General features: G+C 33.0%; 13 protein-coding genes and 1 pseudogene. 13 read left to right on the forward strand and 1 reads right to left on the reverse strand.

Annotated elements, in window-relative coordinates:
• The first annotated feature begins 269 nt into the window (after window positions 1-269).
• The 13 genes and pseudogenes from ACQ654_RS25300 (at window position 270) to ACQ654_RS25360 (ending at window position 12,636) form a co-directional block, all read left to right on the forward strand.
• Complete coding sequence (locus ACQ654_RS25300; RefSeq protein WP_430413192.1) at window positions 270-1,025, forward strand: DJ-1/PfpI family protein; 756 nt, start codon at window positions 270-272, stop codon at window positions 1,023-1,025.
• Window positions 1,026-1,172: 147 nt separating this feature from the next.
• Complete coding sequence (locus tag ACQ654_RS25305) at window positions 1,173-2,138, forward strand: Gfo/Idh/MocA family protein (protein ID WP_430413193.1); 966 nt, start codon at window positions 1,173-1,175, stop codon at window positions 2,136-2,138.
• Between the two features lie 8 nt (window positions 2,139-2,146).
• Entirely contained in the window at window positions 2,147-2,839 is a 693-nt protein-coding gene (locus tag ACQ654_RS25310; RefSeq protein ID WP_430413194.1) for a hypothetical protein, read from the forward strand.
• A gap of 10 nt (window positions 2,840-2,849) precedes the next feature.
• Window positions 2,850-3,737: a 3-hydroxybutyryl-CoA dehydrogenase gene (locus ACQ654_RS25315; protein ID WP_430413195.1), complete on the forward strand. Its 888-nt coding sequence runs from the start codon at window positions 2,850-2,852 to the stop codon at window positions 3,735-3,737.
• Window positions 3,737-4,177, forward strand: coding sequence for a YcxB family protein (locus tag ACQ654_RS25320; RefSeq protein ID WP_430413196.1), 441 nt, complete (start codon window positions 3,737-3,739; stop codon window positions 4,175-4,177). Before ACQ654_RS25315 ends, ACQ654_RS25320 begins: the two co-directional genes overlap by 1 nt.
• Complete coding sequence (locus tag ACQ654_RS25325) at window positions 4,174-4,791, forward strand: M23 family metallopeptidase (RefSeq protein ID WP_430413197.1); 618 nt, start codon at window positions 4,174-4,176, stop codon at window positions 4,789-4,791. Before ACQ654_RS25320 ends, ACQ654_RS25325 begins: the two co-directional genes overlap by 4 nt.
• A gap of 1 nt (window position 4,792) precedes the next feature.
• Entirely contained in the window at window positions 4,793-6,031 is a 1,239-nt protein-coding gene (locus ACQ654_RS25330; protein WP_430413198.1) for a DUF1015 domain-containing protein, read from the forward strand.
• A 75-nt stretch (window positions 6,032-6,106) separates the two neighbouring features.
• Entirely contained in the window at window positions 6,107-6,787 is a 681-nt protein-coding gene (locus ACQ654_RS25335; protein WP_430413199.1) for a YggS family pyridoxal phosphate-dependent enzyme, read from the forward strand.
• A 46-nt stretch (window positions 6,788-6,833) separates the two neighbouring features.
• Window positions 6,834-8,198, forward strand: coding sequence for an exonuclease domain-containing protein (locus ACQ654_RS25340; protein ID WP_430413200.1), 1,365 nt, complete (start codon window positions 6,834-6,836; stop codon window positions 8,196-8,198).
• Between the two features lie 3 nt (window positions 8,199-8,201).
• On the forward strand, window positions 8,202-10,163 hold the full coding sequence (locus ACQ654_RS25345) for a DUF3857 domain-containing protein (RefSeq protein WP_430413201.1): 1,962 nt from the start codon (window positions 8,202-8,204) through the stop codon (window positions 10,161-10,163).
• 24 nt (window positions 10,164-10,187) lie between these two features.
• Window positions 10,188-11,019: pseudogene (locus ACQ654_RS25350) on the forward strand (ion transporter).
• A gap of 7 nt (window positions 11,020-11,026) precedes the next feature.
• Window positions 11,027-11,932 (forward strand): tRNA (adenosine(37)-N6)-dimethylallyltransferase MiaA, encoded by a 906-nt coding sequence (gene miaA / locus ACQ654_RS25355; RefSeq protein ID WP_430413202.1) that lies wholly within the window; start codon window positions 11,027-11,029, stop codon window positions 11,930-11,932.
• A 197-nt stretch (window positions 11,933-12,129) separates the two neighbouring features.
• Window positions 12,130-12,636 carry a cupin domain-containing protein gene (locus tag ACQ654_RS25360; RefSeq protein ID WP_430413203.1) on the forward strand — a complete coding sequence of 169 codons (507 nt, stop codon included), beginning with the start codon at window positions 12,130-12,132 and terminating at the stop codon, window positions 12,634-12,636.
• A 75-nt stretch (window positions 12,637-12,711) separates the two neighbouring features.
• Here the strand turns inward: ACQ654_RS25360 and ACQ654_RS25365 are convergent, their stop codons facing one another.
• Window positions 12,712-13,425 carry a response regulator transcription factor gene (locus tag ACQ654_RS25365; RefSeq protein ID WP_430413204.1) on the reverse strand — a complete coding sequence of 238 codons (714 nt, stop codon included), beginning with the start codon at window positions 13,423-13,425 and terminating at the stop codon, window positions 12,712-12,714.
• Window position 13,426: the final 1 nt, after the last annotated feature.

Raw genomic sequence — 13,426 nt, forward strand, 5'->3', positions numbered from 1 at the left:
TTTTAAAAAGTAAATTCTAGTGTCCGAATAAAAGAGTAAGACTGCTACACTAGAAGAATAAAGAATCTAGATTTGATGGTAACTATTTGAGAGCCTTCTAATTCTTACATATAAAGTATTTATCGAACACTACTAAAAGTGAAAAAACAATTTTATACTTAGAAAAAAGCATTCCATTTAAAAGATTAAAGCATTCGCAGAAAAGTTTAATTATACAAACACATCAAAGACCATTTGCGTAAATTTGTCGTACTAGAAATTCAATATCCATGAAAAAAACAGAAATTATACTAACTTTTGTTTTCGCAACTATTCTTATTGGTTGTAATACTGATACATCAAAACGTACAATTGAAAATGCCGAAAGTGATTACACAGAAAAGAAAACTGATACACTTACAAAACATTTAAAACCTTTTAAAGAAGAATTACCTACTATTGGTCTTTTAATGTATAATGGCGTTTTACAAAGTGAAGTTGTAGCAACATCTGATGTTTTCGCAAAACCTACCGAAGATGGCACACAACTTTTTAATGTGGTTACCATTGCCGAAACTGAAAACCCGATTACCACAGAAGAAGGAATGCGTTTTCTTCCAGATTACACCTTTGAAAATTGTCCGAAATTAACGGCTCTCTTTGTGCCAAGTGCTTATGATATGTATGCACAAGTTCATAATAAAGAAATTGTAGATTTTATTAAAACTAAAAATAAGGAAACCACGTATACTGTGAGCAATTGTGCTGGCGCGCAACTTATTGGAGCCTCTGGAATTGCGGATGGATACAAAATTGTAACGTGGATTGGTGGTGGTTTACAATTACAAAAGGACTATCCTAACTTGAAGGTTCAGAATGATAGTTTGGTGACTTTTGTAGAAGACGGGAAATTCAGCTCATCAAACGGGAATTTGGCAAGTTATATTACTGCACTGAATTTATTAGAAAAAATGACAAGCTTAGAACATAGAAAATTCGTAGAAAGCTATTTGTATTTAGATCGATTGCAACATTGGAAGAATTAAGACTATTGCCAAACTACCTACGTGTATTTTAAAATATAGCATAATTCGTAAAAATTAGTGGTGAAAAATATAAATAATATATAATTGTTGATGATAAGTCCGAAGGTTTTCGAAAAATAAATTATTTTTGTGGAAAACACTTTTTTTATGCTAAAAGCTGGAGTTTTAGGTGCTGGACACTTAGGAAAAATTCACCTTCGATTATTACAACAATCTTCACAATACGAACTTATTGGTTTTTATGATGCAAATCCTGAATATGCAAAAAAAATAGCCAAAGAATTTGGGTATACGTATTTTGATTCAATTGATGCATTAATTGACGCTGTAGATGTGGTAGATATTGTAACTCCAACGCTTTCACATCACGAATGTGCTAAAAAAGTAATTACAAAAGGAAAGCATGTTTTTATTGAAAAACCAATTACGAATACGGTTGCTGAAGCTGAGGAATTAATTAAACTTGCAAACGAACACAACGTAAAAGGACAAGTTGGACATGTAGAACGTTTCAATCCTGCATTTAAAGCGGTAAAAGATCAGATCAATTCGCCAATGTTTATTGAAACACATCGTTTGGCAGAATTTAATCCGCGCGGAACTGATGTTCCTGTAGTTTTAGATTTAATGATTCATGATATTGATGCAATTTTAAGTGTTGTAAATTCTAAAGTAAAAGACATTCACGCTAGTGGTGTTTCGGTAATTAGTAATTCGCCAGACATTGCCAACGCACGTTTGGAGTTTGAAAATGGTTGTGTTGCCAATCTGACTTCAAGTCGAATTTCCATGAAAAACATGCGTAAAAGTCGTTTCTTTCAACGTGATGCATACATTGCTGTAGATTTCTTAGAAAAGAAAGTTGAAGTTGTAAAAATGAAAGACGCACCGAAAAAAGAAGATGAATATGCTATGATTCTTCAAAATGCAGAAGGTGTAAAAAAACAAATCTATTTTGAAAATCCAGAAATTGACGAAAACAATGCTATTTTGGAAGAATTAGAAACGTTTGCAGACGCAATTAACAATGACACAACGCCAATAGTTTCGTTAGAACAAGGAACCGAAGCATTGCGTATTGCGATTCAAATCATTGAAAAATTCAACAAATAATTCTATTCATGTCAAGTATCAAAAAAATAATACATCTTCTTACCCTTTTTACGATAACGTTTTCGTTTGGACAGGAAATTATAGAAATTAAAAATATTGATCAAATTAACGTTTCTGACTTGACAAAAGATATTCAAATTGTCAAAAAGGATAAAGATAATTTCAAAATGGTATGGTGGATTCCTACGCAATATTGGCAAGTAGTGATGAACGGAAGCTCCATTGTAAATTCAAGTGAAATAGATCAATTTGTAGAAATATTAGACGAATATATTTTGGTGGCAACTATGAATTCTGAACTTACAATTACAGGAAATTTTAAACCAAAGTATTCAAAAATTCAACTGAAAGACGAAAAAGGAAATATGTATGAAGAACTGAAAGGTTCAGAAATTTCGGGAGAATATCTTCAAGTACTTTCTACACTCAAGCCTTCTATGACACAAACTTTGGGCCAATTGGGCAAACAATTGAAATTTCACGTATTCAAAAAAACAGGGGAAAACGGAAAACTTATTACACCAATGGCAAAGTTCAGTGAATTTTCATTTATTATGAATGAAAAATCAAAATTCAGTTTCAAATTACCTTTAGCAAGCATGGTAGAAGAAAAAGTATGTCCTAAAGATAATGAATTGGTAAACGGAAACTGGAAATACTGTCCATGGCATGGAAAAAAACTAAAATTACAGACTAAATAAACTATATATTATGAAAAATGTAGCTGTCATCGGAGCAGGAACAATGGGCAACGGAATTGCACATACATTTGCTCAATTTGGCTTTAAAGTTCAATTGATAGATATCTCTCAAGCATCTTTAGATAAAGGAATTGCAACAATTACGAAAAACTTAGATCGTATGGTTGCAAAAGAAAGAATTTCTGAAGAAGACAAACAAAATACGTTAAACAATATTACAACACATACTTCAATTAAAGAAGGTGTAGAATATGCTAGTTTAGTAGTAGAAGCTGCAACTGAAAATGTAAATCTGAAACTGAAAATATTTAAAGATTTAGACGAATTATGTCCAGAAGATACCATTTTGGCAACAAATACGTCTTCAATTTCAATCACACAAATTGCAGCCGTAACTTCACGTCCAGAAATGGTGATAGGAATGCACTTTATGAATCCAGTGCCCATTATGAAATTGGTTGAAATCATTCGTGGATATAACACTTCGGATGAAGTTACGAATACCATTATGGAGCTTTCGAAGCAATTGAACAAAGTTCCTACAGAAGTGAACGATTACCCTGGATTTGTAGCAAACAGAATTTTAATGCCAATGATCAATGAATCAATTGAAACATTGTATAATGGTGTTGCTGGCGTTGCGGAAATTGATACCGTAATGAAATTAGGAATGGCGCATCCGATGGGACCATTACAACTAGCTGATTTTATTGGGTTAGATGTTTGTTTATCTATCTTAAATGTAATGTATGAAGGATTCAAAAATCCAAAATATGCACCTTGCCCACTATTAGTAAACATGGTAAACGCTGGAAAATTAGGTGTAAAATCTGGAGAAGGATTCTATGATTATTCAGAAAGTAGAAGAGCCGAAAAAGTAGCAAAAATGTTCAACTAATGATCGATACAAAACGGTATCAATTGACAAAAAAAGAATACAGAAATGTAGTCTTTAATACGTTTCGTAAAAATGTATTAAAATTGATTCCTTTTGTACTCATTTGGAGTTTATTACTAGGTTGGACAGTCAGTTTGCACGTATTGCTTTTTACGCTTTTGACAATATTTCTATTGAGTATAAAGTTGCTATACTGGCTATCTGTAAAGAATTTAAAACCATTTTTTGCGGAAACACATCTGCAGTTTGACGAAAAGTTTTTATACCTATCTAAAAGTAATGATACTTCTAAATGGTACTTTAGTCGTCTGAAAAAAGTAGTTGCTGAGCAAAACTATTGGTTGGTATATATTACAAATACACAGTATATATATGTGCCAAAACATATATTTTTGACTGAAAAAGATCAAATTGCATTCAAATCTTATCTAAAAGTTTGAAGCAATTAATTCTGATACTATGCGTATGCTTAGTAGGTTGCCAACAAACAACCCACACTAAAAGTACGCCAAAACAACAACAAGAAAAGGCAAACGTAACTAAAAATATGTTTGCCTTTTTTGATTCACTATTTACAAAACAACCAACGTATATGGCTTCTGGCTTCGATTTTCCTGTTGGAAAACCAAATGCCGACGGTTATTACAATGCGCAAAAGTTTACCGTAAACAATCATTTAGGTGACGATTGGAATGGAAAAGGTGGCGGCAATACAGATTTGGGCGATCCAATCTACACCATTGGAAACGGATATGTCAACTTTGCCGAAGATGTTGGCGGCGGTTGGGGAAATGTGATCAGAATTATTCATAAATATAAAAATAACTATTATGAATCCTTGTATGCGCATTGTGATACAATTTCCGTAAAAAAGGGTAGTTTTGTAACCAAAGGCATGCAAATAGGTACTATCGGAAACGCAAATGGCGCTTATTATGCACATGTACACTTAGAAATTCGCGATAAAATTCTTATGGAAGTTGGTGGCGGATATAGTAACAATACGGAAGGATTTGTTAATCCGACTGAATTTATAACCTCAAACAGAAACTAAGGTGGCAACTATAAAACCATTCAAAGCAGTTCGTCCTACACGAGACAAAGTAAGCTTAGTAGCGTCACGCTCATATCAAAGTTATACGCAAGACGAACGTGAAGCGCGATTGGATTACAATCCGTTTTCATTTTTACATATTGTCAATCCAGGATATAAATATCACAAAGAAATTTCTGGAAAAGACAGATATACGTTGGTTCGAAATCGTTATTTAGAATTTAAAGAAGATGATGTTTTTACACAAGATGAAACACCTTGTTTTTATATCTACCGAATTGTCAATCGCGAAAAGCAAACCTTTACAGGAATTGTTGCCGCCGCAAGCAATGAAGATTATAAAAATAATATCATCAAAAAACATGAAGATACTATTGAATACCGAGAACAAGTTTTTAAAGAATACCTAAAAACTGTCGGATTTAACGCCGAACCTGTACTCCTAACCTATCCAGATTCTAGTACAATTAATGCCATTCTAGAAAAATACACCAACTTGCGTTCAGAATATGAATTTACAACAACCTACAGAGATACACATTATCTTTGGAAAGTTGAAAATACTGAAGATATTCAAGTAATTCAGCAGGAGTTTGAACACATGGGCGAAATTTATATTGCGGACGGACATCATCGTTCTGCATCTTCATTCTTATTAGGAGAAGATTTAAAAAATTCGAACCCAAAACATACAGGACAAGAAGCATACAATGCATTTATGAGTTATTTAATTCCTGAATCTGAATTGCGTATTTACGAATTTAATCGGTTGGTAAAAGATTTAAATGGACTCACAAAAGAACATTTTTTACTAAAGCTTGATCAATGTTTCCGAATTGAAAATCGTGGTGTAGAATTATATAAACCAACTAATAAACATCACTTTAGCATGTATTTGGATGGCGAATTTTATTCACTGTATTTACGTAAAACACATTATGAGTTTACAGATTCTTTAAGTGAACTTGACACCCATATTTTGTACATAACCATTTTAAAGCCAATTTTAGGAATTACCGATTTACGCAACGATCAACGAATTGATTATGGATACGACAAACACAATGTTATTGAAATGAAAAACCGTATTGATCAAAAAGAATTTGCTGTTGGTTTTGGCTTGGTTCCTGCAAATGTTGATGAAATGAAACGTATTGCAGATGAAGGCTTAACAATGCCGCCAAAAAGTACCTACATAGAACCAAAATTACGAAGCGGCGTTACAATTTATGAGTTTTAGCTTCAACTTCGCTCAATTAAGTCTTGGTTTTGGCTTAAATTTAATATTTAGCATTCAAAATTTATACATAAAAAAATGTCTATTTCAGAAAAAATAAAAGAATTACATACAACTTTACCCAAACATGTAACACTAGTTGCTGTTTCCAAAACAAAACCTGTAGCTGACTTGCAAGAAGCATATGACGCAGGACAACGTGTATTTGGAGAAAATAAAATTCAGGAAATGGCAGAAAAATGGGAAGTTTTGCCCAAAGACATTTCTTGGCATATGATTGGTCATGTACAACGGAACAAAGTTAAATATATGGCTGCATTTGTAGATTTGATTCACGGTGTTGATAGTTTAAAATTGTTGAAAGAAATTGACAAACAAGCAAAAAAACACCATCGAATTATCAAATGTTTACTTCAAATTAAAATTGCCGAAGAAGATTCAAAATTTGGCATGAGTTCCGCTGATGCATCTAGTTTGCTCGCTTCCGCAGAATGTACTCAGTTAGAAAACATACAAATTGTTGGTGTTATGGGCATGGCAACTTTTACAGATGATACAACGCAAGTTCAAAAAGAATTCAACAACTTAAAAACTACTTTTGATCATTTGCAAGCACAACATGCTTCGTTGGAAATCATTTCAATGGGCATGAGTGGCGATTACGAATTGGCAATAAAAGAAGGCAGTACTATGGTAAGAATTGGAAGCAGTATTTTTGGCGCTCGAAATTATACGTCAGCAAGCCAAGTAAATCCTTAGGATATTTTTATATTTATACCCTAAACCTAAAACGAAAACGCATAGCTTGTACGCAATAGTAGACATAGAAACAACTGGTGGAAAGTACAATGAAGAAGGAATTACAGAAATTGCAATCTATAAATTTGATGGTCATGAAGTTGTAGATCAGTTTATAAGCTTGGTAAATCCTGAACGTGACATCCAACCTTTTGTAGTAAATTTGACAGGAATTAATAGCAAAATGCTTCGTGATGCTCCAAAATTTTACGAAGTTGCCAAACGCATTGTAGAAATTACAGAAGACTGTATCATTGTAGCGCACAATGCAAATTTTGATTACCGCATCTTACAATTAGAATTCAAACGCTTAGGCTTCCCATTCAAACGAAAAACTTTATGTACAGTAGAATTGTCCAAAAAGTTAATTCCAGAAATGGAATCATACAAACTTGGAAAACTAGTACGTGCTTTGGGTATTCCGATGAGTGATAGACATAGAGCTTCCGGCGACGCTTTGGCCACTGTAAAACTCTTTAAGTTATTACTTGATAAAGATTCCGATAAAAACATCATTCAGCAAGCTGTAAAGACAGAAATTCGTAAAAAAGTAGCTACACGCCTACTCGATATTATTGAAAGTTTGCCTTCTGCAACAGGCGTTTATTATATGCACAATGCGAAAAGTGAAATTATTTATATCGGGAAAAGTAAAAATATTAAAAAGCGTGTCAATCAGCATTTTACAGGAACAAATAATAAATCTAAAAAGATTCAGAAACAAGTTGCTACGGTAACTTTTGAACGTACAGGAAGTGAGTTGGTAGCACTTTTGAAAGAAAGTGAAGAAATAAAACGTAACAAACCAATTTATAACAGAGCGCAACGCAAAACCATTTTTCAATATGCAATGGCTTCTTACAAAGATGAAAACGGCTATATTGGATTAAAAATTGAAAAAGCTGACGGACGTAAAAAGCACATTACTACTTTTACCAACATATCTCAAGCAAAACACGTCATGTTTAAGCTGACGGAAGAGTTTGGTTTGTGTCAAAAAATTAATGAATTATACCGTTCAAAATCACATTGTTTTCAATACACAATTAAAGAATGTGCTGGCGCTTGTATTAATGAAGAAGACGTTGCTAATTACAACAAACGTGTACAAGAAGCAATAACAAAATACAGCTATCAAAATCAAAATATGTTGATTATCGACAAAGGTCGTGCGCATGATGAACGCAGTGCTATTCTTATTGAAGACGGCGTTTACAAAGGGTTTGGTTATTACAGCTTAAACTACCAAGTAACCAACATTGAAGTTTTAAAATCAATTATTACTCCAATGCAAAATAACAGAGACGTACAACATATTATTCAGAGTCATCTTCGTCGAAAAAATAAATTTAAAATTATCCCATTACAGTAGCTTATGAAATTATATTACTTGTTTTTTGTATTCCTAATCACATGTATGTGTTACGGACAAAATCCATTGAGTGAGAAGTTTGGCAACGTTTCTCAGAAGGAATTAGATATGCGTACGTACGAAAAAGATACAACTGCACACGCTGTTGTGTTAGAAGAATATGGCGATGTTTCTTTTCAATTAATTAAAGATCGAATCCTTTTAGTAAAACAATATTATACTAAAATTAAGATTTTAGATAAACAAGGAGTTGATGAAGCTATTATTCAAATTCCGTATTATCGAACTAGAAAATCTGAAGAGACTATTAAAAACATTAAAGCTGTTACCTATAATACAGGTGAAACAAATACGCTTGCGACAGATCAAATTTTCACAGTAGATCATTCTGAAAATTGGTCTGAAAAACGATTTACATTTCCGAACGTAAAAGTGGGAAGCGTTTTAGAATATCAATATACATTGGAAACGCCTTTTGTGTACAATTTTGAAGGTTGGGAATTTCAAAGTGATATTCCAAAAGTGTATAGTGAATTTAGCGCGAAAATTCCTGGAAACTATCGATATAACAGAGTTTTAAAAGGTTTCTTAAAATTAGCCATTAACAAATCTGATGTAAAAAAAAGGTGTTTTTACGTTCCTGGACTTGTTGATAAAGCTGATTGCGAAGTTTTTAAATATGCCATGAGAGACATTCCTGCTTTTAAAGAAGAAGCCTATATGCTTTCTAAAAACAACTACTTGTCAAGAATACATTTTGAAATGTCGGAATACTATCGTTTTGACGGTGGAAAAGATGTGTATACCAAAACATGGAAAGCGGTGGACAAAGAAATGCGAAATGATAAAGATGTTGGTGGACAAGTAAAACGTAATAAGTTCTTTAAAAATCAACTCTCGGATGCTATTTTAAATGAAAAATCCGATTATAAACGCGCTCAAAAAGTATTCAACTTTATCAAAGAGCATTACACTTGGAATGGTGAATACCGTCTTTTTAATAACGCAAATGTGCGACAAGCATTTATAAACAAAACTGGAAGTATTGCCGAAATCAACTTATCATTAATCAATAGTTTATTGGCGGCTAATATAAAAACAGAAACAGTCATGCTTTCCACACGATCGAAAGGAATACCAACGCAAATTCATCCGGTTATGTCCGATTTTAATTATTTGGTTGCAAAAGTTACCATAGGACAAGAAGTGTTTTTACTTGATGCTACTGACAAATTGCTTTCGTTTGGATTGATACAAACACGTGCGTTAAACTATACAGGACGCGTCATGGATTTTAAAAAACCTAGTTATTGGAATCCTATAAATCCGTATGCAGAAAATCGTCAAAATACATTAATTAATATTGCTGTAGATGAAGAAGGAACTGCAAAAGGTAAAATTTCGCAAGTAAATTCAGGTTACTTAGCATATGAAAAACGAAAAGAATTAGCAGACACAGACGAAGACAGTTATTTGGATGATATTGAAAAACGGATTCCATTTGTAGAAGTTGAAAAATATGAAATTAAAGACCGAGAAGAAACTCAGAAACCCACAAAAGAATTTTTCTTTTTGGAGTTTAACGATGCCTTTTCAAGTGAAAAAACCTATTTAGATCCCTTCTTTTTCAAGCTATTTCCATCAACGCCTTTTCGATTGGAAGAACGAAAATATCCTGTAGATTTTGCGTATCCGCGAATCTACACGACACGTTTCATTATGTCAATTCCTGATTCGTATGAATATGTAAATATTCCAGAAGACAAAACCTATAAATTAGCAGGTACAAAAGCTATTTGTGGTTTAAAAACTGTTGCACAAAACGGACAATTAAACATGACATTTAAGCTTGTTATCAATGATTTTCATTTTACAGCGGCGGAATATCAAGAACTAAAAACATTTTTCAGCAACCTAGCTACACTAGAAAGTAAAACACGCTTAACCATTACGAAGAAGAATTGATAAATAAATAGTAAATTAGCAACTATGGCAAAAAACTGGAAAGCTAAAATTCACGAAGTCATTTATGAAGCTGATACACCTGCTGGAAAACTGTTTGATGTAGTTTTACTGATACTTATTTTGGCAAGTATTGTATTGGTCATGCTCGAAAGTGTTAATGAATTTGCTGACAAGCATGGAAAATTTCTAAACATTGCCGAATGGGTAATTACTATTTTATTTACGATTGAATATTTTGCCAGAATCATTTCTATAAAAAAACCAAAACAATATATTTTTAGTTTTTACGGAATTATAGATTTACTTTCTACTATTCCAAAATATTTATCCTTATTCTTAGTCGGTTCACATTCATTAGTAGCGCTTAGGGCTTTACGATTGATGCGTGTTTTTCGTATTTTAAAATTAGCACGATTTGTTGGAGAATCAAATAATTTAATGCGTGCTTTAAAAGCCAGTAGAGTCAAAATTGCTGTATTTATAATGTTTATTTTGATTTTATGCACCATTTTAGGTTCAATAATGTATTTGGTTGAAAGTGGTCAAGATAGCGGCTTTACGAGCATTCCAAGAAGTATTTATTGGGCAATTGTTACCTTAACAACTGTTGGTTATGGTGATATTGCGCCGCTTACCGCTTTGGGGCAATCCATTGCTTCTATTATCATGATTTTAGGTTATGGAATTATTGCCGTTCCTACGGGAATTGTTTCTGCCGAATTAGTCTCTATGGATAAAAACGATGTTCATTTAAACACACAATCCTGCCCCAAATTGTAGTGCAGAAGGACATCGGAATAATGCTGAATATTGTTATGATTGTGGTGAAAGTTTAAATCCTGAAGAAACCGATTAAATTACACATGTCTAACTATCTTATTTCAATCGTTGGCGCAACTGCCATTGGAAAAACTGCATTGAGCATTCAATTGGCACAACATTTCAATACGGAAATCATTTCGTGTGATTCACGTCAGTTTTTTAAAGAAATGGCAATCGGAACTGCGGTTCCTTCCGAAGAAGAGCAAAATGCCGCACCACATCATTTTATTCAACACATTAGCATTTTTGATAATTATAATGTTGGACAGTTTGAAAAAGATGCTATTGCCAAACTTGACGACTTGTTTCAAACAAACAAAGTTGTCATTATGGTTGGCGGAAGTGGTTTGTATGTAGATGCCGTTTTGAAAGGTTTAGACGATTTTCCAAAGGTAGATCCTAAAATTAGAGAAACGTTAAATCAACAGTTAGAAACCGAAGGTATTACTTCTCTTCAAGATAAATTACAGGAACTCGATCCTGTTTATTATAAAAAAGTAGCATTGGAAAACCCACATCGATTGATTCGTGCTTTAGAGATTTGTATTGGAAGTGGAAAACCATATTCGAGCTTTTTGAAATCTGAAACGACACAGCGTAATTTTACTTCGATTAAAATTGGGCTCACCGCAGACAGAGAAATTATATACGATCGTATTAACAGACGCGTTGAAATTATGATGCAAGAAGGTCTGTTGGAAGAAGCAAAAACACTATATCCACATAAAACGTTGAATGCTTTACAAACCGTTGGTTACCGTGAATTGTTCAATTATTTTGATGGAAATTTCACGTTGGATGTTGCTATTCATGAAATTAAGAAGAATACACGCCGATTTGCCAAACGACAAGGAACTTGGTTTCGAAGAGATGAAAACACGAATTGGTTTGATTATGAAGAAGATATTAAACGTATTATTGAGAAAATTGAAAGTTTGATTTGTTGATTTGTGTATTTATTTATTTATTTGAAAATATATACTTTATTCAGAGTTTTGAATTTCTCGTAATGACATTTTATTAGATTTTCAGCACGTAAATTCGAATGATTTTTTTTTAAATTTCACTCAGACTGACGGTTTGTATATTGAAGCACTCAACTACCAAAATACCAACAGTAAAACTAATACCAAAACCAAAAAAAATGACCCAAGAAGTACAAAACCTCGTAGAAAACCTAAAATTATTACCACATCCTGAAGGTGGATTTTATAAAGAAGTATATAGAAGCGCACATATGATTTCGAAAGAAGCGTTGCAGGCTAATTTTTCGGGCGATCGTAGTTATTGTACAAGTATTTATTTTTTATTGACTTCTGAGAATTTTTCTGCTTTTCACAGAATTAAGCAAGATGAAATTTGGCATTTTTATGGCGGAAGTTCCTTGTCTGTTCATGTTATTGATGAAAACGGACTGTATACAGAACATAAAGTTGGAATGGATTTTAGAAATGGAGAACAGCCACAATTAGTTGTTCCCGCAGGTTGTTGGTTCGCGTCAAGCGTTCCAAAAAAAGATTCATACGCATTTGTAGGTTGTACAGTAGCACCAGGATTTGACTTTGATGATTTTGAATTGGCTACACGTGCGGAGTTGACAAAAACATATCCAACCTATAAAAATATTATCTATAGACTTACTAGAGATTAATGATAACTGAAAAAGTCGACATTCGGGAGCCGACTATATTTCAATTGTTTAGGGGAAAACGTATATTTTGAGTTGTTACTCTGCTTTATTTTTTACAACCAATCTAAATCCTTCTCCGTGAATATTTAGAATTTCTACGTCTTCATCTCTTTTCAGATATTTACGTAGTTTCGCAATATACACATCCATTGATCTTGATGTGAAGTAGTTATCATCTCTCCAGATTTTCGTTAATGCAAGTTCTCTTGGCATTAAGTCATTTTCATGTAAAGCTAATAAGCGCAATAATTCGTTTTCTTTTGGAGACAGTTTGATAGGTTCTTCCGTATCAAATGTTAAGAATCTTAATTTAGAATTTAGGCTAAATCTTCCAATTACGAATTCGAATTGTTTGCTGTCTGCAACAGAATCAGATGTTTTGCGTTGCATTATTGCTTTGATTTTCATCAATAATACTTCCGAATCAAAAGGCTTGTTTAAGTAGTCGTCTGCGCCTACTTTGTATCCTTTCATTACATCTTCTTTTAATGCTTTAGCAGTTAAGAAAATGATTGGAACTTCTGTATTTTTCTCGCGAATTTCTTTCGCAAGCGTAAAACCATCTTTGTACGGCATCATTACGTCAAGTATGCAAAGGTCGTAATTGTCTTTTTTGAATTTTTCAAATCCTTCCATTCCGTTCTTTGCATGAACAACGTCATAATCGTTCATTGATAGATAGTCTTTTAATACAGTCCCAAAATTCGGATCATCTTCTACTAATAAAATTTTTTTGTTTTGAATCTCCATG

Origin of the sequence: Kordia sp. (assembly GCF_965283645.1) — a bacterium.
In the GTDB taxonomy this organism is placed as follows: domain Bacteria; phylum Bacteroidota; class Bacteroidia; order Flavobacteriales; family Flavobacteriaceae; genus Kordia.

Coding starts and splice junctions, on each gene's coding strand:
- ACQ654_RS25315 (WP_430413195.1), top strand. CDS start 2,850: ATGAAAAATGTAGCTGTCATCGGAGCAGGAACAATGGGCAACGGAATT.
- ACQ654_RS25360 (WP_430413203.1), top strand. CDS start 12,130: ATGACCCAAGAAGTACAAAACCTCGTAGAAAACCTAAAATTATTACCA.
- ACQ654_RS25310 (WP_430413194.1), top strand. CDS start 2,147: ATGTCAAGTATCAAAAAAATAATACATCTTCTTACCCTTTTTACGATA.
- ACQ654_RS25305 (WP_430413193.1), top strand. CDS start 1,173: ATGCTAAAAGCTGGAGTTTTAGGTGCTGGACACTTAGGAAAAATTCAC.
- miaA (WP_430413202.1), top strand. CDS start 11,027: ATGTCTAACTATCTTATTTCAATCGTTGGCGCAACTGCCATTGGAAAA.
- ACQ654_RS25345 (WP_430413201.1), top strand. CDS start 8,202: ATGAAATTATATTACTTGTTTTTTGTATTCCTAATCACATGTATGTGT.
- ACQ654_RS25365 (WP_430413204.1), bottom strand. CDS start 13,425: ATGGAGATTCAAAACAAAAAAATTTTATTAGTAGAAGATGATCCGAAT.
- ACQ654_RS25320 (WP_430413196.1), top strand. CDS start 3,737: ATGATCGATACAAAACGGTATCAATTGACAAAAAAAGAATACAGAAAT.
- ACQ654_RS25300 (WP_430413192.1), top strand. CDS start 270: ATGAAAAAAACAGAAATTATACTAACTTTTGTTTTCGCAACTATTCTT.
- ACQ654_RS25335 (WP_430413199.1), top strand. CDS start 6,107: ATGTCTATTTCAGAAAAAATAAAAGAATTACATACAACTTTACCCAAA.